The sequence below is a fragment of the Candidatus Hartigia pinicola genome, assembly GCA_020541205.1.
Classification (GTDB): Bacteria; Pseudomonadota; Gammaproteobacteria; order Enterobacterales; family Enterobacteriaceae; genus Hartigia; species Hartigia pinicola.
On the sequence record CP048208.1, the window covers coordinates 1,799,797 to 1,823,052 of the forward strand.

General features: G+C 27.6%; 7 protein-coding genes, 1 tRNA gene and 1 pseudogene. 5 read left to right on the forward strand and 4 right to left on the reverse strand.

What is annotated here, in order from left to right; all coding sequences use genetic code 11:
• Positions 1-1,243 precede the first annotated feature (1,243 nt).
• Positions 1,244-2,314, reverse strand: a complete 1,071-nt coding sequence (gene tsaD, locus GFV14_RS03305) for a tRNA (adenosine(37)-N6)-threonylcarbamoyltransferase complex transferase subunit TsaD (protein WP_457914243.1) — start codon at positions 2,312-2,314, stop codon at positions 1,244-1,246.
• Positions 2,315-2,637: 323 nt separating this feature from the next.
• Here tsaD and rpsU point away from each other — a divergent pair, with 323 nt between their 5' ends.
• The 3 genes from rpsU (at position 2,638) to rpoD (ending at position 6,867) form a co-directional block, all read left to right on the forward strand.
• Positions 2,638-2,853 carry a 30S ribosomal protein S21 gene (gene rpsU / locus GFV14_RS03310; protein ID WP_457914244.1) on the forward strand — a complete coding sequence of 72 codons (216 nt, stop codon included), beginning with the start codon at positions 2,638-2,640 and terminating at the stop codon, positions 2,851-2,853.
• Between the two features lie 114 nt (positions 2,854-2,967).
• Positions 2,968-4,749 (forward strand): DNA primase, encoded by a 1,782-nt coding sequence (gene dnaG, locus GFV14_RS03315; protein ID WP_457914245.1) that lies wholly within the window; start codon positions 2,968-2,970, stop codon positions 4,747-4,749.
• Between the two features lie 204 nt (positions 4,750-4,953).
• Positions 4,954-6,867 (forward strand): RNA polymerase sigma factor RpoD, encoded by a 1,914-nt coding sequence (gene rpoD, locus GFV14_RS03320; protein WP_457914692.1) that lies wholly within the window; start codon positions 4,954-4,956, stop codon positions 6,865-6,867.
• 2,957 nt (positions 6,868-9,824) lie between these two features.
• Here rpoD and GFV14_RS03325 read toward each other — a convergent pair.
• Positions 9,825-9,901 (reverse strand) — tRNA-Ile (locus GFV14_RS03325).
• 2,630 nt (positions 9,902-12,531) lie between these two features.
• Here GFV14_RS03325 and pldB point away from each other — a divergent pair.
• Positions 12,532-13,523: pseudogene (gene pldB, locus GFV14_RS03330) on the forward strand (lysophospholipase L2).
• A 2,037-nt stretch (positions 13,524-15,560) separates the two neighbouring features.
• Here the strand turns inward: pldB and mscM are convergent.
• Together mscM and asd are read right to left on the reverse strand one after the other, a co-directional pair.
• Complete coding sequence (gene mscM / locus GFV14_RS03335) at positions 15,561-18,902, reverse strand: miniconductance mechanosensitive channel MscM (RefSeq protein WP_457914246.1); 3,342 nt, start codon at positions 18,900-18,902, stop codon at positions 15,561-15,563.
• A gap of 196 nt (positions 18,903-19,098) precedes the next feature.
• Positions 19,099-19,971, reverse strand: a complete 873-nt coding sequence (asd, locus tag GFV14_RS03340; RefSeq protein WP_457914247.1) for an archaetidylserine decarboxylase — start codon at positions 19,969-19,971, stop codon at positions 19,099-19,101.
• Positions 19,972-21,291: 1,320 nt separating this feature from the next.
• Between asd and orn the strand changes: the two genes are divergently transcribed.
• A complete protein-coding gene (orn, locus tag GFV14_RS03345) occupies positions 21,292-21,843 on the forward strand; it encodes an oligoribonuclease (protein ID WP_457914248.1) in 552 nt (183 codons plus the stop codon).
• Positions 21,844-23,256: the final 1,413 nt, after the last annotated feature.

A 23,256-nucleotide genomic window follows, 5' to 3' on the forward strand; every position in this document is an offset into this window, starting at 1 on the left:
GCATTAACAAGAATTGTTAAAAAACGATTTTAAGTTATAAAAATTATTCATTGCATGCTTATATATCTTTCATTATAACAAAGTACATACACTGAACATATCTTTATACTAAAAAATTTCATATAAAAAACTGCAGTATATCAAAGTTCATATTAATTATTTACTCATTAATTCAATAAAAACTTCATAAAATTGAGTCAATTTAAAGCGCTAATTTGATAAATACACAAAATAATTTATATTTAATGCATTTACTATAAAGGTATTTTACTGAGAAAAATTTTTATTAATTATGTTAAATATTTCTGCCATGATCATTCTTACATTTGAACTTATATTCAAAAACAATTTTATTTTAAGCACATTATCAGAAACTAATTAAAATATTCTTAACTGAATACTAAACATGAAAAATTTTAATGTCATAGCATTAACCGTGTAATTCAGTGCATTATTTTCTATTAAACAATAAAGAATTATCTATCATTGACTGATCTATAATGTATTTACATACACTGCTAATATATTTATAAAAAGAAAATTTTTTAATATAACTACGCTAAAAGAATATACACAAATACATTATTAATGATATACTACTAATTTATAGAGAAAATAAATTAAATTTAGTCATTTAAATAAATCAATGCTAAACAATAAAACTAAACGTTCGTTTAAGTATAAAATTTATAGTACTGTCCTTCACACACTTTAAACTACGAATGTTTTAAGTTTAAAACTGCAACATACAATCATATATAAAACTAGACAATCAATATTATTACTGAGATTATGAAATAATCTTTCAAATCAATATATTTATTTTACACTTTTTAATATAAAACGCTTGTTCTTGACGATCCAAAGACATATCTTTGCATTATTTAGCAAAAAATACATAGACTTTTAGATTTTTTTTTACAATCAGAATAAATCACACTCCTCATTTATTAATAATTTCAAATATAATACACGCAAAACACTTACTGATGCATGAAAGAAGACTTTCATAAGATATCGTACATCACTATTAATATCATACAATAAAATAGAAATATTCATAACTCAACGTTATCAGAAGTCACGAGATTAATAAAAAATAACTCCAGCAATCTTTTTACAACAGTTAATAACTCTAAACATCACTCTTATAAAACAGTATAATGAATTAGTATAAGTTTTAAAATATTACGAGCTATATAACAAGATCATTATAAATTTATACTAACTTATTAATGCGAAATTATAATTTATTTTTTTGAGCAATATTAGCAACAACTTTTTCAAATGAGTTTACTTCCATTAACGGAGGCAACTCTACCAATGGCCATCGTGGCCGCACTGTCACACCAAGTCCTATGTTTACATCGCTTTTCAAACGAATTAACCCTGTTAGCGCAATCATTGCACCATTATCAGCACAAAACTCAGGACGTGCATAAAACACCTCACCACCAAGTTTGTTCATAACTTGTTCCATCTTAGCACGCAATGCTCGGTTAGCACTTACACCCCCTGCCATCACTAAGCGTTTAAATCCTGTTTGTTCAACTGCACGTTGAGATTTAATAATCAAAGTATCAACAACTGCATCTTCAAATGCACGCGCAATATCAGATCGAGTTTGATCGTCCTTTTTATTTTGACGTATTATATTTGCTGTAAAAGTTTTAAGACCAGAGAAGCTAAAATCTAACCCTGGGCGATCTATCATTGGACGAGGAAAAATAAAACGAGCTCTTCTTCCTTTCTGTGCCATGCGTGACAATGCAGAACCTCCTGGATAGCACAATCCAAGCATTTTTGCTATTTTATCAAATGCTTCACCAACTGCATCATCAAGTGATTCACCTAATAATTTATATTCACCAATTCCCTTTACACTGATTAATTGAGTATGCCCGCCAGAAACTAATAATGCTAAAAAAGGAAAATCAGGTATTTTATCTTCTAGCATCGAAGAAAGTAAATGCCCTTCCATATGATTAACTGCTATAGCTGGCACCCCCCATGCAAAAGCTAATGAACAACCAAATGTTGCTCCTACCATAAGCGAACCAACTAAACCAGGTCCAGCCGTATACGCGACAGCATCAATATCTGAACTGGTTAGATGAGCCTCCTTTAGTGCTGCCTGCATTAAAGGAACAGTTTTTTGAATATGTTCTCGAGAAGCTAACTCAGGAACAATACCCCCATAGTCATTGTGAACTGTTATTTGATTATATACCTGATTAGCTAATAGACCAAGTTTATCATTATAAATTGCAATACCAGTATCATCACATGATGTTTCAATACCTAAAACATGCATTAACATTATCCTTATTTATTACACTAATAAAAAATTATAATTAACTTGCTTATGATATAATTTATAATACTATAAATCTTACCCGCCTGGTTATAAAGTGTATTCTTACTGCAAGATAATGAGTTTTGTGTAAATCGTTTCATAAGTACGTAATATTCTTTGTTTTTATTTATTATATTAATGAATAAACAATTTTTGTGTTGCAAGTTTATCCAGTACTTTACAAACCCCTACTAATTGAAGTATCATTAGTTTTTATTTTAAATTAAATTCAATGAAAATAAATCTAATAACAACACGATTTCTATTGAGGTGAAAAGCAAATGCCGGTAATTAAAGTACGTGATAACGAGCCATTTGATGTTGCACTTCGTCGTTTTAAGCGGTCCTGTGAAAAAGCAGGAGTCTTAGCTGAAGTTCGTCGTCGTGAATTTTATGAAAAACCAACAACTGAACGTAAACGTGCTAAAGCGTCTGCTGTGAAACGTCATACTAAAAAACTAGCTCGTCAAAACGCCCGTCATACTCGTTTATATTAATTATAAACGGTAACTACCGAAACTAAGGTATGAGTAAGTAGTATTTTGTAGTTACAACCGTGCGTTCTTAAAGAATGTACGGCCTGCTATAGTTTATTAACAGGCGAAAACTTTATGGCTGGACGAATTCCTGGTTCATTTATCAATAATTTGTTAGCAATAACTAACATTGTCGATTTAGTAGATATAAAAGTCCCGTTAAAAAAACAGGGTAAAAATTATCACGCATGCTGTCCGTTCCATAACGAAAAAACTCCTTCTTTTACGGTAAATAAAAAAAGGCAATTTTATTATTGCTTTGGCTGTGGTGCTCATGGTAATGCTATCGATTTCTTAATGAATTACGATACACTTAATTTTATTGAAGCTATTGAAGAACTATCTTCTTTCTACAATCTTGACATTCCTTATGAACATAAAAAATCTAAAACACAAATTCAACTATATCAACGTCAAAATCTGTATCAGTTGATGAATAAAATAAACTGCTATTACCATACATCTTTAAGTCATCCTAGCGCTAATAACGCTAAAGAATATTTAAGACAACGTCAATTAACTACAGATATTATTGAACATTTTTCTATTGGTTTTGCTCCTGCAGGGTGGGATAATTTGCTGAAAAAGTTTTCGATAAACATCGACATTTATAAACAATTAAATAACGCAGGCATGCTTGTTTCTAATAAGGCAGGACTGGTATATGACCGATTTAGGGAACGTATTATGTTCCCTATACGAGACCGTCGTGGCCGTGTTATCGGATTTGGTGGACGAGCATTAGGGAATGTATTACCTAAATATCTTAACTCACCAGACACAGATATCTTTCATAAAGGTCACCAGTTATTTGGGCTATATGAAGCAACAAAAAATAATAATAAACTTGCAAAATTACTTGTCGTCGAAGGTTATACAGATGTTATAGCACTTACTCAATATGGCATCCCTTATACAGTTGCATCACTAGGTACCTCAACAACTTCTCAGCATATTCAATTACTCTATCGTTCAACAGATACTATCATTTATTGTTATGACGGTGATCTTGCAGGGAAACAAGCTGCATGGCGAGCGCTGAAAACTACCCTTCCTTATTTGACTGATGGTCGTCAAGTGCGTTTTATATTTTTGCCTGATGGCGAAGATCCTGACACTTTAGTACGTAAAGAAGGTAAAGATATATTTGAAAAACGAATAAATAATGCTCAAACTTTATCTAAATTTTTTTTTGATTCGTTAGTTTCTCAAGTGGATTTAAAAATACAAGAAGGGCGTGCAAAATTTAGTAAACTCACTATCCCTTTAATAAAACAAATACCCAGTGAAACACTACGCTTATCTATGGCTCAAAAGCTAGGAAATTTTATTGGTATCCCTGATCTTGCTCATGTATTAGCCATGATGAATAGAGAAACAATTAAATTAGAAACCTATCAAGCCCCAAAATTAAAACCTACTACAATGCGAATATTAATTTCCTTGTTAGTACAAAATCCGAATTTTTCAAAATTAGTTCCCTCATTAGAGGGTATTTCTCATATCCAAATCCCAGGCCTTTCACTATTTCAAAAATTAGTGATGGTTTGCAAGTCTACGTCTAATATCACAACTGGTCATTTACTTGAGCTATATCGTGATCATAAATTTACGAATCAACTTGAAAAACTAGCAATTTGGAACGATATAGAAATAGAAGAAATCGCAGAAAATACCTTTAAAGATGCGTTACACCATTTATTTAATAGTGCACTTGACAAACGTTTCGACTATTTAATGGCAAAAGAAAGAAGTGAAGGTTTGACCCTTGAAGAACGCAATGAAGTCCGCATGATCACACTATCATATATGAAAAATAATTATATCACTCATACAGAAAGTTGTATGCATGGATAAATCTTATATAAGCTAAGCTGTATGAATCATGAAATTTATTATATATTTAAAAGCTACTTTACTCAATACCTAAAAATAACTTACATTATTTTGGATATATAACGAAATATTTAACATTTAAGAGTATATTAAATATAGATAAATACTTTTAAATTACTACGAAATTTAAGGTGCGTAGCATAATCATAGAAATCCCTTTTATATATTTTTGTTGGTCGTTTTTGTGTACCAACCAATACTAATCCTAATACTCAAAAGTGTGGATACCGTCTTATGGAGCAAAACCCGCAGTCTCAGCTTAAGCTACTCATAACCAAAGGTAAAGAGCAAGGTTACTTAACTTATACTGAGGTCAACGACCATCTGCCAGAAGATATGGTTGATTCAGAGCAGATTGCAGATATAATTCAAATGATTAATGACATGGGCATACAAGTCATGGAAGAAGCACCTGATTCCGATGATTTAATACTAGCTGAAAACACGTCTAATACAGACGAAGATGCTGCTGAAGCCGCGGCACAAGTTCTTTCTACCGTTGAAAATGAAATTGGTCGTACAACTGATCCTATACGTATGTATATGCGCGAAATGGGAACAGTCGAACTGTTAACTCGTGAAGGTGAAATCGATATAGCAAAACGTATTGAGGATGGTATTAACCAAGTGCAATGCTCTGTTGCGGAGTATCCTGAAGCTATTACTTATCTTCTCGAACAGTATGAGCGAGTTGAAGCAGGAGAAAGCCGTTTATCTGACCTAATCACTGGCTTCGTCGACCCTAATGCTCAAGAGGAGTTAGCTCCTACTGCAACACACATAGGTTCAGAGCTTCCAAAAGAAGAGCTAGATAAAGATGATGATGAAAATGAAGATGATGATGATAATAATAACGACGACGATAACAGCATCGATCCTGACTTAGCCCGTCAAAAATTTAGTGAATTACGTGAACGATATGAAAAAACTCGTCAGCACATTAAACGCTTTGGTCGAAGTGATACTAAAACAATTATGGCAATCGCAGAACTCTCTGCAGTTTTTAAACAGTTCCGTTTGGTACCCAAACAATTTGATTATCTAGTTAATAAAATGCGTGAAATGATGGATCGCGTACGTCTACAAGAACGTACTATTATGAAATACTGTATTGAACAGTATAAAATACCAAAGAAAAATTTTATCACATTATTCAGCGGAAATGAAACTAATGACACATGGTTAACTACAGTTAAAGAAATGAATAAACTTTATTCTAATAAACTGCTAGAAGTTGAAGAAGACATTCTTCGTTGTTTGAAAAAATTACGTCACATTGAAGAAGAAACAGGCTTGATCATTGCACAGGTTAAAGATATTAATCGTCGCATGTCTATCGGTGAAGCCAAAGCTCGTCGCGCAAAGAAAGAAATGGTTGAAGCAAACTTACGTTTAGTTATTTCTATTGCTAAAAAATACACTAATCGTGGATTGCAATTTCTTGACCTTATCCAAGAAGGTAATATTGGTTTAATGAAAGCCGTCGATAAATTTGAATATCGTCGTGGTTATAAGTTCTCCACTTATGCAACTTGGTGGATACGTCAAGCTATTACGCGCTCCATTGCAGATCAGGCTCGCACTATCCGTATACCAGTACATATGATTGAAACTATCAATAAACTAAACCGCATTTCTCGTCAAATGCTACAATCAATGGGTCGTGAACCTTTACCAGAAGAATTAGCAGAACGCATGTTAATCCCAGAAGATAAAATACGTAATGTATTAAAAATAGCTAAAGAACCTATTTCAATGGAGACACCAATTGGTGATGATGAAGACTCACATCTTGGTGATTTTATTGAAGATTCTAATTTAGAACTACCTTTAGATTCAGCAACTTCAGAGAGTCTTCGTGCGGCAACTCATGAGGTGTTAGCGGGTCTAACTGCACGTGAGGCTAAAGTATTGCGTATGCGTTTTGGTATTGATATGAATACCGACCATACGTTGGAAGAAGTAGGTAAGCAATTTGATGTTACTCGTGAACGTATTCGTCAAATTGAAGCAAAAGCATTACGTAAATTACGTCACCCAAGCCGCTCAGAAGTTTTACGTAGCTTTCTGGACGAATAATATAATATTCTAAGATAATTATTATATAATAATACCTTAATTAACCATATCTAAGATCACATTGAACTCAAAAATGTCATGCGAATAAAACCGTCATCACTACACTATGAAGATTTCAGATCCAAAAAATACCATCTGATAAATTGAAAATCGTATTTTAAAAGAGGGAAGATTTTATTTAACGATCTTTGTATCGACACTTAACCGACTATCACACGTATGAATCTATTTTCAACCATACATTATAAAAATCATTTACAGATTTAATATTATTACTGTGCGTAATACTAACGATTCAGAATTTTCATCACGGTGAATGCAGCTTAAGAAGTAGTAACTTAAATTATATCATAATAATAATTAATGTTTTAATTTACGTTTCGGCTTTACATTTCTTGATATTATATAATTAACTCATATCACTTAGTATTGTTCTATTTTTTACTACAATGACACTTGTTATAATGAATAGTTTCTGAAATAGAAATACATACACGCAATCTCTAAAATATTATACATCTTACTACACAGCGATCTAGATAATAACTTACTTTTATAATTATATAAAATTGGTTGCTATCACGCTCTTCTTAATTCATTAAAAAACTGTAAATTTATTACTAATTTTATGTAGACACATGATAAACTTTTAACATTTTCTTTCGTTCATTAGAATTTCTATACTAAATCTATCATCAAAGATCTTTAATTCTTATCATGAGTAACTGGTTACTTTCTGTCAACAATCATCTTTACTATACGATGTTTCGATACATATGAGTTAGATAATAAACTAAAACTCAATGCTAAAATTACTACTATTTAATAGTATATTTAACTAAACGATAATTCTATAATAAATCTATATATTTTATGTAATGAGAGTACATTTTTAGAGAGATAATACGTTTAAGTAAATTTAAAAACTAATTATTTTGAAGATTATGTTATTGCTCTCTACACACTAATCATGATTACATGCATATTTTATACTGATTTTTTATAAGATTATGTGAATTATCTTAGAGATACCATGTGAATATTCATCTAATTATGAGAAAATATTACAGTGCAATGTGTTTGATATAAATTTACACTTAAGAATTACAAAACATTACTAACATAGTAGAAATATTTTTCTTTGTGCTAAATTAAAAATTTTAAATCAATTATTTTATTATTTTTTGTATTAAATTTTTTAAAACTTATTCACTTTGCAACAATTTTTTAACTTTATTCAAAACTTTTTTTAAAATTATTATTTTGTTAATGTTCTTTCAAAAAAATAAAAATGTACCGTCGTTCGAATAGTCAAAAAAAATATTTTCAGTGAGATATGGACATAGTTACTTTACTATAAATAGTCTTTATATATAATCATTTGAAAGTTCAAACATTAATTGTCACAAACAGAAATACAAGTATGCTGGAAAATATTAAATAAAATAATGCACGAGATCCGTATTTATAACAATTCAAAACTTATAGATTCTTCATAAAATTTAATGCACAAAAACCTTAAGAATACAAATGCATATTATAATAACCAGACATAAACCTAATAACAAATTCTATATCATTAAACAATATATTAAAATAAATATCGCATTTATTCTATAAAATTATAGTCACGATAAAAGTGTTATAAACTAAAAGCACATTAATAACTTACCATCTGCATACAAACAGCTTACATGCATACAATATCTATTAACAGATTGTCTTTATAAGAGACAAAGTATTTTAGAAAAAATATATTATATTATATCATGAGTTTTTCTACAAAAATAATAAATATTATAAAATTAGATACTAAAAAACATAATGATTTACACGTTTAGTTGTTCAACACACATTAATTTATATAAAAACAATACAACCGAATACAAAAAGAACAACGGAACAATACTAAAATACCTATCTGCAATATATTAAACTAAAATTAATTGCCTTAAAATTAATTACAAAATCTAATCATGCTTTAAAAGTATAATTTTTCTCATTACAGTATTAAAAATCAACTTTATTGACATTATATTATAATACTCCTAAAGTTATTATTGTAAACTTCATTATTAAAATATATCTTTATATTAAGATATAATTTAGATAATTTATTCTAAATTAATATTTAGAATAATTTCAATATGTTATCATATAACTACATTCAGAGTGTTTATATTAAAATACAATCGAATGATTCAAATTAAATTAATACGTAAGTTAATCATAATATTCATCATGAATAATTTTTACAGTAAAAATATTTGGCTTTAAGTGTATATTTAAAATATTCTATATATAAATATTTAATTATTTTAGTACAGATTATTTACAGTAAAATATTAAGTAATAAATAAGATATAGCATTAAGAGTTAAACTATATTGCTAGATGTATCTTTACAATACGTAATGCAATAAGAAATAATTTTACTGTTTTTAAACCATTTTTTCAATAAAAAACTACCTTTTACATTTCAATTTTTCATCATAACTTTATCACATAAAGTCTAATTAAATTAACAGATAAACTATATCGTACACATCTAATTATATACAAAAGATACCTAAAAAAATCTCTCTTATAAAATAAAATGTTAAAATTCTACTTTACTCCTGTTTTCAAATAAAGATCATGTCTTTATATATCGCGTCATTAATGTCGCTTATTACATAAGTTAAATTTCTATATCGTACTCATGATCAGTGATTCTGTTACTACAAACCTTGAATACAATATAAAATTTATAAAAACTACTAGGTAGTTGATAGTAAAATTAATAAATTTTAAACAATACAAAAATGAACATCGTATTTATCTACTACAACATTAAGGTAGCTTATTTTGAATTAAAATAAGCTAACTAATACCAGTGTGATATCTTATCTGCACTATTATTTACTCAATGTTAAGTAAATATTATTTTAAAACTTTATTTTAAGACTTTAATAAATTTGGTGGCCCCTGCTGGACTTGAACCAGCGACCACTCGATTATGAGTCGACTACTCTAACCAACTGAGCTAAGGGGCCTAATAAAATTCTATTATAAATGCAGTTTATTTTAGATCTAGTTTTTCAAAATTAAATTTTTGATTTTATGATATATGTATTACATACTTTATAAAAAGGTTAATAAATTTAAGACTACTCTGGCTTAGAATAAAATACATTAACCAATCAGTTCATGCTTGAGAAACGAAAAATGACTAAACTGTTTTAATATTTTAACTAAGAATAATAAAAATCATATGGTGAATAATGACCTGAATTATTATAATTTGTAAATAAAAAATAACAAATCTTACACTTTTCAAAAATTATTCATCACACTACAGTAAAAAATCTTCTATTTTTCTCATATTTAGTATGTAATATCAAATAAGATAAATCATTTACATATTTTAACATGTCGTACTAGTAAATGCTATTTTTAAAATACATATTAGTATTCTTTAAAATATATATACATATATATCTTAAAGAATTAACAACTAAATTGTAGTAAACTAGTTATCAACTAGACGATCATATTCATTGTAATGTCAAACTATATTTCAATACAATACAGAACATAGATTAAAATATCATTTGACAATGCTTATAAATTATTTCATGTAATATTTTATCATCAGATAAATCATTAAACTAATGACCTAATTAATAAAAAGATATTACTATTAATTTTACAAATTGATCAGTATAAATTATTATACATTAAGTTAGTCAAATCTATATTTTATTCATGCTCAAGATACTTTCATGCACTAAAAAATTTAGCGCTAATTCAATAATAACATAATACATATTGCATTGACACTAAAGAAATTTCTTAGTAATCATCGTTATGATAACATTAATATTGTGCTTTAGTAATATGTTATAATACATGAAGCTATTAAAAAGATAAATTCCAGAAAAGATAAATTTAAAATTTAACTATCAAAAGAGACCGATTTCTCTTAAGAATTATTTTTAAATGTAGCAAACTTTTAATAAAAATTGATGATTATTTCTCATTTGTTTATAGTTTAGTTTACTTTACGCTTGCTCATATTTATAAACAAGAAAAATACTTAGTTAGAAACATTCAAAAATTCTACAAAATATAATAAATATAGATATTAAATAATATAAAAAATACAAAAAAACTACTTCTATTACTAGCAAGTTGCATTTGGTATATTTAACAAAAATTACGTTAATGTTAATAAAAAATGACTATTCTTTTTATTACCGATAAATTGAATAAATATTTTTTTTGGAGAATATTTGAAAACTTAGTTAAGTAAATGTAATATTAATAACTCATTTTCTTCTTTTTAAATCAATAGTAAAACATCTACCTGAATAGCATTACGCAACGAACAATTAAAATTAAATTTTCTATCAATGGATAAAATATATTATATAGCCTAATATTCTAGTTGTAGTATTACATATATTCACTAATAAATTATATATAAAGATATTGTTCACTTACTTTATTGACCTCATTTGAATCATGCAAATCAGTTACTGTACTAAACTTCACATTCGTTATACGTAACTGTAATACATAGTAAAATAAGCAGTTTATCTTTCTTATGAAAATTGAAAATAAATAAAATACTACTACTAGTACTACTACTATAACAATAGTAGTAGTAATATTTAAGAAATAATTTGACATTTATAAAATTTAATTTGAATATAACTCTAAATTACATAAGTTTAAGCTAATAAGAAAGGAAATAAATAAAAATATTTTATAGTATCACGCTAACAATAATAGCAGAATTTTTTTATTCAAAAATAACTTCAAAATCAAACCTGTATATTCTTAATATATTTTAAAAGTAAAATAATTATATTATTTATAGTGATGACATTATAGTCACGTACCTGTACAGGTTGATTCTTCCAATCAGAACACATCAGGATATTGAATTTTATAAAACAAAATGAGTTTTTAACTTTTCTTAAGATGAAATTAACTAACGTTTATATTATTTAATAATTTTAATAAAAAGCAATAAATGTTTTTAGTCATTATAAAATCTTCTGAAATGTAAATGAAGAAATAATAAGTTCATAATCGAAAAAAATTATTTTATATATATTTAGTAAATCAATGTATTATATCAGTTATATTCTAAAAATTTTAGAGAATAAATAATTGACTAATATATGAATTCAATTAAAAAACAATTAATATATGAGATTATAACGCATAAATGAATAAAAATGAAGAAAAGACTTCTATTACACTCATTAAGTTTAGAAAAATCAGTAAAAAATTTCATCTTTATACAGAGTTTCATATCAGGAATGCTCTATTGTACTTTTAAAAGAGAAACAGCTGCACTAAAATCACTATTCTTTGTAGTTTAATGATGCAAACCTAAGTAATGACATAAAATATATTATACGATTATGCAAAGACAGTATTTTTAAAATAATGAACATTACGGAAGTATATGATAGGTATAGACAACGCTTTTGTATTTCATATCTTGAAGATGTAATACAATTATTAAGATAACTACAGATTACTAAATTTTTAGGAAAACATTGTTATCAAAATCTGAAATAGCGTAAATCTCGAAGGTTGTCATAATGACTTTATCACATTAATCTGAGAATGATTATGACGCTTACGTTATGACAAGAGAATAAATCTAATGACTCCTAAAAGGCTAAAAAAAAGTTGGCTCAATCGTGAAATACAATTTTCTACGTTTGCCAACGGACCGCTTTCATACTTTTGGAAACAACGAGAAGAAACTAAATTTTTAGGAATTGATAATATACCTATCCGTTATGTACAATTTCTCAACTCTCAACATGAGAAAGTAATTGTTATTTCTCCTGGACGTAGTGAAAGTTATGTAAAATATCTTGAAGTCGCTTATGATTTTTATCATCTTAATTTCGACGTTGTTGTTATTGATCATAGAGGACAAGGACGATCAGGACGTGTGTTAAGTGATCCTCAAAAAAAGGCATATTGAAAATATACCGATTATATTGATGACTTTACACAATTTCTTGAACTTAGTATGCAATGTCGATATTATTTTAAATTCTATGCATTAGCACACTCAATGGGATGTTCAATCCTAAGAGGGTATTTACTACGTGATAAAGTAACTTTTGACGCAGCAGTACTTTCTGCACCAATGATTGGAATTAATTTACCTATGCCACGTTGGCTTGCAAGCTTTATTATTGAAAGAGCTGAATTACGAAAAAGCATACGAAATAATTATGCTGCTTCAACGGGAAAATGGCAACCATTACCTTATCTCATTAATGGACTCACACATAGTCAAAAACGTTATCGGCATTATCTACGGCTATTATATAGATTATCCTGAATTACGTCTTGGTGGACGCACGTATCATTGGCTTCGAGAAAGTTTTGCAATCGGTAATGAATTAATTGAAAAAGCGGGAGAAATTGATATACCTCTCCTACTATTAGAAGCAGGTAAGGAAAAAGTTATTAGTAATCGAAAACTGAAAGCTTTTTGTCATAATAGACAGAAATCAAAAATAGAAAGAGAATTATGCATCCTTATTGAAGGAGCTCATCATGAAAGATATGTTTGAAGTAAATGCATTAAGAGAAATAGCTCTTAATGCTATCTGTGATTTTTTTGAACAGTATTAACTAAACAATATAGATGCAATATTTTGTTTTGATTCTTATTGGAATAACATAATCTATTTAATAATTATTATATAACTTTTTTATGAACAATACACACATTAACTGGTGCAGGCATAATTACAATACATAACACTCAGAAAAAGAAATTATAGAAGCTTGGTGCTATTTCACTAATTAAACAATTCTAGAAAAGTTTTAACTAGTTATTTCTAAAACCTTTATTTAATTATAAAAAATATTCTATATCTCTCTTACAGTTCATTTACTTTTAAAAATAACGAGATACTAATGTATATATAAAGTGTATTCGTAAATGATAGTAACAATTCTATATATATGACTATCTTTTAGTAAACTGTCTTAAAATAATAATAAATATAATATAAATAAGTCAAGCATTATAGAAAGTTAAAAAATATTAAAAAATAAAAATTTATAAATTATATCATTATTAAATAAAAGAATAAAACAAAAATATTCTTAAAATTTTAGATAAAATTATGTTATTCTAAAATGAAATAAAATTATTAATAAAATATCACCTCACATAGAACATATTAATTAATAATAAAAATCATACAATCGTATTTTACTGAAGAAGTATAATTTAACTAAATAAACAGTTATATAGAATAAAAGCTATACAAAAATATTTTAATTGTCTATTTTATGCGAGAATAATAGGAAATACTATATTCTTGATAATAAAATAGCAAATTAAATTATGTTTATAATATTTTAAGTAATATCAGTATTAATTAAATACAACTATTTGCATTGTAATAAATTAGTATAACGCTAAAAATATCTTCTTGATAATCGTTAAATAATTTATATATGATTATTTTAAGACAAATTTTGCAATGTATGTAAAATCTTTCTCAACTAATATCATAACTTTAAGCTATTTTAATTCCTATAAATATATAAATAATAAAAATTATACATAACCTCTCAATCTTTATGTTTTAGTGTGTAGGTTTTTTAGAATAAAAAATGCATTTACCGTTATTGTTAAATTTTGTTTGTTTTATTATATTTTTTAATATTATTGAATATACTAAAAAATATCCATTTTATATGAACTAAGCATTAATCCAGTTACGTTATTTCCCTACAAAAAAATAAAACCAAATAATTTTAGATAAAACTACTTTAAATACAACAGATTTCTATAAAATTCTACACCGACTGAAAGTGTTTTGTTAATATTGAGATCAAAATAACATAAAAGTTTACTTCTAATTAAGTGCTATAAATATATATCAATAAATCTAGTATAACCTGACTTGTAAGATCAAGTAATACTCTACTACACATAAGCTAAAAAATAATTTGATTATTATGCATGACTGAATATGATTATCCATATAATTATACTGCATAACCTTACAAAATGTCACAAAATCTAGATATTATTTTAGAACCGTATCACAAGCAATAACATGATTACTAAGTGCAATATTAACCAAATATATTCTATTAATTTTCATATGAGTTCAAATCATAAAAAAACCGTATTATCATGTGATAAACTATCTAAAATTATCAAGATAAAATTCCACGATCCATTGAATTTTATCTTCGTAATTATATCAAGAAATAATGATTAAAAAATCATAACACTACTACTAAACAAAATTACAGATTAAATTATAAAACAACTAAATAAATCAGAAGTAATAAATTTATATGCTATCAAATTAAAAAAAACATAACAAACATAAAATACATCACAGAAACAATTATATTCTTATTTTAACATAAATTTAATTGAAATGCTGTTATTATAACGAATAGAAAAATAAAAGATAAAAATACATTTATAATATAATAAATACTCATAAAGTATAAGTAATAAAATAATTATCACAATAAATTACTATTGAGATCAAAAAAATCAAATGAATTCTTTCTAGTTTATCTACATATCATGCAATGATATAATTTTTTAATTATTAGAAAAAATGTGTTACACCACGATAAATATTATAATAACATAATAAATAAAAAACATTTTATCACTGATGTTAACAGTTAAATCTCTCCTGATTTACGACTAGAATTAGAGTTTAATGAATTATTAATCATATTTTCTAAAGCATCACTACATATATTTACACGTGCTTGAAATGGTGGGAATGGCAACTGAATATTGTTTTCTGCAAAAGCAGAAAGTATATTTTGGTGAATTTCATGACGTGCTGGTAATCGATGCCCCATTTCAGAAACGAAAACTCGTAACTCAAAGATTTGAATACCTTGTTGTAAATCAACTAAATAAACTTCTGGGTTTGGACTAGCCACTATCATTATTGAACTCTGAGCTGCTGTTAAAATAATTGAAGAAACTAAGTGACTATCCGCATCTACTGAAACAGGAATGGTTATGACAATACGTGTAATAGTATCTGACAAAGACCAGTTAATAAATTGTTCAGTGATAAAAGCTTTATTTGGAACAATAATTTCTTTTCTATCCCAATCTGTTAACGTTGTTGCACGCGTATTAATTTTGGTAATACTACCTGTCAAATTTCGTATAGTAACAGTATCTCCAATACGAATTGGTTTTTCAAATAAAATCATTAAACCTGAGATAATATTAGCAAATATTTCTTGTAAACCAAAACCTAATCCAACGCCCATGGCGGCAATTAACCATTGTAATTTAAACCAATCGATACCAAGCATAGAAAAACCAACAATAATACCAATAATAGTAATCGAATACTTAGTGAGCGTGCTAATTGCATAACCTGTACCTGGTGTTAACTCCAAATGTTGTAATACGGCTAATTCAAGTAATGCAGGAAAATTACGAACGAGTTGTGTAGTAATGATAATAATTAATACAGCAATAAAAATAGAGCCAATAGTAATCGACTGAACAGTATTAACACCATTGATCGTTGAAGTAACATTCCATAAACAAATATTTTCTAAGAATGAAAAAGCAGTGTGTAGTTCAGACCATACCCAAATTAATGAGACTAATGCAATCATTGTAAGAATAGAACGGACGAGTCCTATGGATTGTTCACTGATAGTATCAAGGTCAATTACTTGCTCTTCAATATCAATTAAACCTTCTCCACTAGAAATAGTGGACTGAAAATCATCCTCTCCTTTTGCCCTTTGTGCTAATATATCAGCACGGCGTTGTTTAGCTCGCTCAAAAGCAAGTTTACGGCGTTGCATAGACATCCAACGCCGGATGATATGATATATAATTAACAATAAAAACCAGATTGCAACTGAAATTTCTAAACGTGCTAGTAATACCTGTGATGTTGTGAAGTAACCACATAAAGAAAAAAATGAAGCAATAATAGGGGCAATAATCAACATCCACCATAAAGCTTTATTAATTATATTATCTCCAGAACCATATCTATCTAAATAAATTTGAAGACCAGTTAATCTTAAGTTATTAGTCATTACACTAAGAGACAAACAAAGCAAGAGGAAACAAAACCGACCTATTGTTTCGGCAAACTCCCTGTCACTGTAATATTCAAACGTAATAAGTGATATCATTAGTGGCATGATAACAAAAATAGCAAGACGATAGTAACGCATTGCTCTATCAATAGACTCTTTATTCCAACCAAAATGCACAATAAATAATCCTGTTGGTCGTGAGAACGCTTCACTGATCATTAACATCCACAATACAGGGGTCGTCGCAGTTACCCCATAACCAATTGCTGTAGCCATTGGAAATTTCCATGCATTTTGTAAACCATAACCAATAGCAGACCACATCATAGGTAATGGTAATGCAATCATACTTGACCAAAAAATTGTACGCACAGTAAGATAAAAATGATCTTTTGTCACTTTACCTATACGTACACTAGCGCGATCAAGAAAATCTTGATAATTTTTTCGTGTACTAATGCTAAAGATGACTAATATGATAGACCCTAGTAAAAATAATAAAGTATTTTGGGTATTTACCATCACTTCGAGCGCATCTGTTAGTTGTGATAAGGTATCCAAAGAAAGTAACTTAATAATATCAGAAATTAATTTAACAGGATAATCCATGCTAAATGGCGGGACATCAGCTACCCAAAATAAATATCGATGTGAAGCATCTTTAACATCTTTTAAAACATCAATAAGTTGGCTTACTGCGACATTAAGTTTCATTAGCTCCAGCATTGCTGTATCAAGTCCTAAAATTAATGATGCAAGAAGATCTTTACGTGTTTTAATTAATGAAGCATACAGCTGAGCTTGTGTTAAGTTTAAATTATTTTTAATCCCTTCAGTAGTCATATTTATTTTAGATACCCGTTCCAACATATCTTCATAATTAAGTCGTTGGACACGTAAATCTGACATGCTAATTATAAATTCTTGTTTTTTTTGTATTTCTGGTAAATGTGATAATTGCGTGCGTAATGCCTCTCTTAACGTGCTTGAACCAACTAACCATTGAGCTTGATCATGAATTGTGGTGAGAGCTTGTCGAGCATTTTGTATGTTTTCAGAAATTTCAGTCTGGCGTGCACTAATCATACTGATTCGTATTGTTTGATCCGTCAGTGCCTGTGAAAGTTTATGGTTAATGTTAATTTGCTCTTTGAGAAACGGTGTTAACTCCGCTTCCTCAGCTATAATTTCTGTATTTGCTAATTCTAATGCTGATTTTTTTTGTCTGAAAGTATTTTGAATCTTATGTAACTTCTGTAATGAAAGCTCAAAATAGCTATAGCGTTTTTTATAAATTTCTAACATAATACGAGAAATTTCTTGACGATGATGTGCGGATAACTGCGCTAATTCAAACTCATTAACACTAGATTTTCGAGCACTAATTTCGGATTGTGCTAATGTTGCCTGGGCTTCTGATAAAGGAGTTGGTAAAAGTTTTAATGATTGATAACGAAAAGTGGCTTCTGCAAGAAGCCGACGTGCTTCAGATAATTGTTTTGGTAAAGCATGTACCAACTCACCAATATCACGCAACGTATTTTGTTCTTTTTGTATTTTTCGACCTTGTTCAAGTAGTTGATAACTCAGTTCAATAATTTTTTGTTCAAGCTCTGCTAAACTGATATTTTTTGAGATATTAATAGGCTTAATATTTTCAATGAATAAAATCTGTCTAAGCTCTTTAATAGTATTTGGAAATTTATCAATTAAATCCTGATATGATTTTGCTTTAGAATCAGATTGATTTGCCTCATTGATCCAATTTATTGCACCTTGTAGCGTTTTCATGATTTCAATATGTTTTGAATGCTTACTAAAATCCAGTTGAGTGAATTCCTGTTTAATCTTTGTATCATGCTGTATGATATTCGGTGCTGCAATAACTGGACAGGAAAGTAACACAATAAAAAAAACACTGATAATCAAATGCACAGTCAAAAACTCCTTCAACTAATTAATTAAAATTTATATCCTATAATACCTACAGCTGCATGATGAGTAATCATATAAATACATGCAAGGCTTGTGTCAAATCATGCAAAACATTATCTAAATCGCTTTATCGTTTAAACTAAATAACACTAATATTAATTGAAATAATAGATTATTAACTAACAATATTAACAAGTTAGTTATTTTCTAAAGTTTCGGCTAGTAACGCACCCATACGGGTAGCGCAACCAGGAAGCAACAGCGAATTAAAACGAATAGTGTTATATTCAAATAAATTAATAACAGTTGATCCTAATTTAAAACGTCCCATCTCTTCGCCTTTTTTTAAAAAGATAGCTTTTTCTGTCGCTTTATCTGAATATAACCAACATTTAAATACCCCTTTACGTTGAACATTGATAGTTCCACTCCAAACAGTTTCAATACTACCTACAATTGTAGCACCAACTAAAATTTGTATTATTAATCCAATCCCAGTTTTAAACACACAGATCAAGCGCTCGTTACGTGCAAATAAGTTAGGAATAGTAGCCACCATCCTTGAGCTTACAGAAAACAAATCACCTGGAACATAAATCATTTCATTTAACAAACCATCATATGGCATATGAACACGATGATAATCACGTGGTGATAAATAAGTTGTAATAAATTTACCATATCGGAATTTATCTGCTAATAAATAGTTACCGGCTAACAAAGCTTCAAGCGTGTAATAATAATTTTTTGCTTGAAAAATCTGATTATTTTGAATAGAGCCAAGTTGGCTAACTATTCCATCAGCAGGTTGAGCTAATTGATGTCTTTCTGTCACAACTGGTCGTGCGTCATCTTGTAACGAACGAACAAAAAAATCATTAAATGTTTGATAATCAGTGAATTTATTTTTTTTAGCTTCATTCATATTCACTTTGTAAACTTTTACAAAAAGCCTTATTATCCATAAAGTGATAAACCCTGCATTTTTATCAGAAAACCAACCAGCTAGTATAGTCACGCTTTGCTTAGGTAGAAGACATTGTAAACGTATTTTAATTTTTTCTAGCATATGAACCTCAAATTGATCCAGATCAATTAACGAAAACTTTATATATGTGCTATTTAAAATAGAGTATTTTGTTTTAATAGTATTAAAATTTTATCTTTTGAAATAATATAAACAAACGTAAGTGCTACTATATTGACAAGTTCTTCTTAATCAGATTAATATCTTTTTTACTAAATTACTACATGACTTAACTTCTGCCATTCTGCTTAAAACACGATGAGATTTTTCAAATCATAATTTAACAATTATTTTTCATTAATAGCTTTACATAAAAATAGTCTAGAATATTTAAATATTTCTGATTTCGAAATAGAGAGACGCCTAAGTATTTTTTAAATTCAACAAAACTTTTATTACTTCCTTTACAAAAATATGCCATAAACCGCACTCACAAAAAACTAAGGATGTTAATCAGATTATCTCTATAAAAAGAAAGATAATATAACCTTATGATCGTTGTAATGTATCAACCAAGAACAAAATAGATAGAGATCTTATTAATGAAAATAGTTTATTCGCTATTAAATAATAATACAGTTAATAAACGAGATTTAAGAACACCTTCGTGAACCTATAAAAATTGATATTTTCTCGATGACAATATTAGTAAATATTTTCATGTCTTAATAAATATAACTAAATACTTTAAAAGTTTTTAAACAAAATTCCTGTAAATAATTAGTAATTTACTAACCTCATTATCGTTTTCTGCATCTAATAAATTCATGTGATCTCGTATAATAATTAATCTCACATCTAAATTTTCACAAGTCACTAAATAACAATCAATAATATTAACTGAAAGTGTAAATACAACAGCAGAAACACTCACTATCTGATCTACATTAAAAATAATAGGTGTTGATCTACTGTAATAATCAGAACACATGAGCATGTGATAGTATTCATTAATAATCTTCACAATGACTCTTGATCTTAAGACTAGTGTAGATTTTTATTATTTGGATCTAAACAAAATTAGCTCCCATAACAATAAAGAAAGTGACCTATGTAGACCAAAATGTTATAAAGTTTCATCATGAGTTTTGATATTAACAGCATACTAACGAACTGAGAATTGCTACATCTTAATTCACTTCATCTGACAGCCCTATTATTCACATTAGTGACGTCTTTTTCTAGGCGTTTCTTTTAATTATCTTAAATACGAAAATATTAGCTTGCGAAGACTTTCTTCTTAGAAACTTGATATCTCTTTACATTGCTTGTTAAATTAATTTTTCTAACTTTATTCGATCGCGTAAATAATTTAAATTCTTTATTATACATAAACTCTACTAGATGAAATTAAGATATATAATGAAAAAAAATAAAAATCATTTAATATGGATTGATTTAGAAATGACAGGCCTTGATCCTGATCTTGACCGTATCATTGAAATTGCAACAATAGTCACAAACAGTCAACTAAATATTTTAGCGCAAGGACCCGTAATTGCTATTCATACAACAACAAAACAATTAGAATTAATGAACGCTTGGAATATTAACACTCATATATCTAGCGGCCTCGTTAAGCGCATCCAAAACAGCACGTTTAGTGTTCGAGATGCTGAACTGGAAACAATTAAATTTTTAAGAAAATGGGTAATACAAGGCACTTCACCTATGTGTGGTAATAGTATTGCTCAAGATCGTCGTTTTCTATTTCGTTATATGCCTGAGCTAGAAAGTTATTTCCACTATCGTTATTTAGATGTGAGTACGCTAAAAGAACTGGCGCGTCTCTGGAAACCAGAAATTTTAGCAGGTTATACAAAAAAAAATACTCATCAAGCATTAAATGATATTCAAGAATCTATTTCTGAACTAGCTTATTATAGAAAGACATTGATCAAAGAAAACTCTTGACATAATTTTATTATAAATAATTACTTGCTAAGTTATACATATGTAATTTTTTGGTAGAATAACGCTTGTATAAATCACTTCATGACATTTTAAATAATGATATTGCACTTTTAATACATATCGGATATCTAAAGACACTGTAAAATTTTTTTACTAGTGAAGTAAACAATTATAGATATTTTCTTTACTATTATTGGAATAAAAAGATATAAAAAGAGATATTCTAAATACTAATTCTATTAAAAAATAAAAAACTGTATCTTTGACATCTTCTACTGCATGTTGAATTAACTACTAATATAGATATGTTTAATTTTATTTTTTTATAAGTGTAAATAACTGCTAAGATGTTACAGTTTACTCTTATCGTATTGTTAAGTTTAAAATAGAAAAGAGTTGATTACTCTAATTATATTTTTAGAGTTATTGATTATCTTTATTAACTACAATAATTGTCATTGCTCTTATCTATATAAGAACATTTAAACGAATTATATACAATAAGAAATATTGAAAACGTATTAAGCTATTACACTTGATAATTTAACATATATAATACAGGTAGAATAAGTATATATAAGTTCTTTTATCTACTTCTTTGATATCCCCAAAATCTTTACCAATGACATGTACTGTCTACTAATTTTTCTTAGAAAAATCATCATGTATTTTAAAATTAAAACCGTCAAAATAAAGCTCAATTTTCTAGAATAGAAGTTAAAGATATAATGACAACACTCTTATCATCAATCATTCAAGCTACTAAGAAAATATAATAATAAATTCACAAAAAATTTCTAATATAAAATACAGTTTATAAAAAACTTTTCTTGAAAATAAAAGATTTCCAATATAAAAATATATTATAATAAATATTTAAGTTGTATTCTATACTGTTTGAACTAATAAGGTCAAAAAAAATAATCTTTCAGCTAAATTTATTCAAATTAATTAATGCAGAACTGCAAAGAAACTCATTTAGGATATAGTGTAATATTCTTTTAAATCATTTACTAGATAAATAATAAAAATTATAATAGGAATTAATATAATTTTCACAAAAACATTATTAAATCATCAGTATTAGTGCTCTTAATTACCATACTAAAACATTTAGATAATAACAAATTATTAATATGTAATAAACAATAAAATATTCTATTTAATAAAATTCTTATTAATTCTAGGGAATTTTTCTATTAAAAATAAATCATTTCAACTACTTCATTAAAAATAATTCATAAACATACCAAAATAGTTTTTAGTTAAAAATACAGATATATCAATTAATATCCCTATGTTCTAGCATCACTCTGAAATTTCCCTACGTAATTTCAGCTATTTTTAGTCAAGCTTATTATCTGACATAAATTGTCACTATTGCCATTATCAATAAATAACTAAATATAATTA

What these genes read in the sequence shown, in the direction of transcription:
- tsaD (WP_457914243.1), bottom strand. Translation starts at nt 2,314, where the DNA reads ATGCATGTTTTAGGTATTGAAACATCATGTGATGATACTGGTATTGCA.
- rpsU (WP_457914244.1), top strand. Translation starts at nt 2,638, where the DNA reads ATGCCGGTAATTAAAGTACGTGATAACGAGCCATTTGATGTTGCACTT.
- dnaG (WP_457914245.1), top strand. Translation starts at nt 2,968, where the DNA reads ATGGCTGGACGAATTCCTGGTTCATTTATCAATAATTTGTTAGCAATA.
- asd (WP_457914247.1), bottom strand. Translation starts at nt 19,971, where the DNA reads ATGCTAGAAAAAATTAAAATACGTTTACAATGTCTTCTACCTAAGCAA.
- orn (WP_457914248.1), top strand. Translation starts at nt 21,292, where the DNA reads ATGAAAAAAAATAAAAATCATTTAATATGGATTGATTTAGAAATGACA.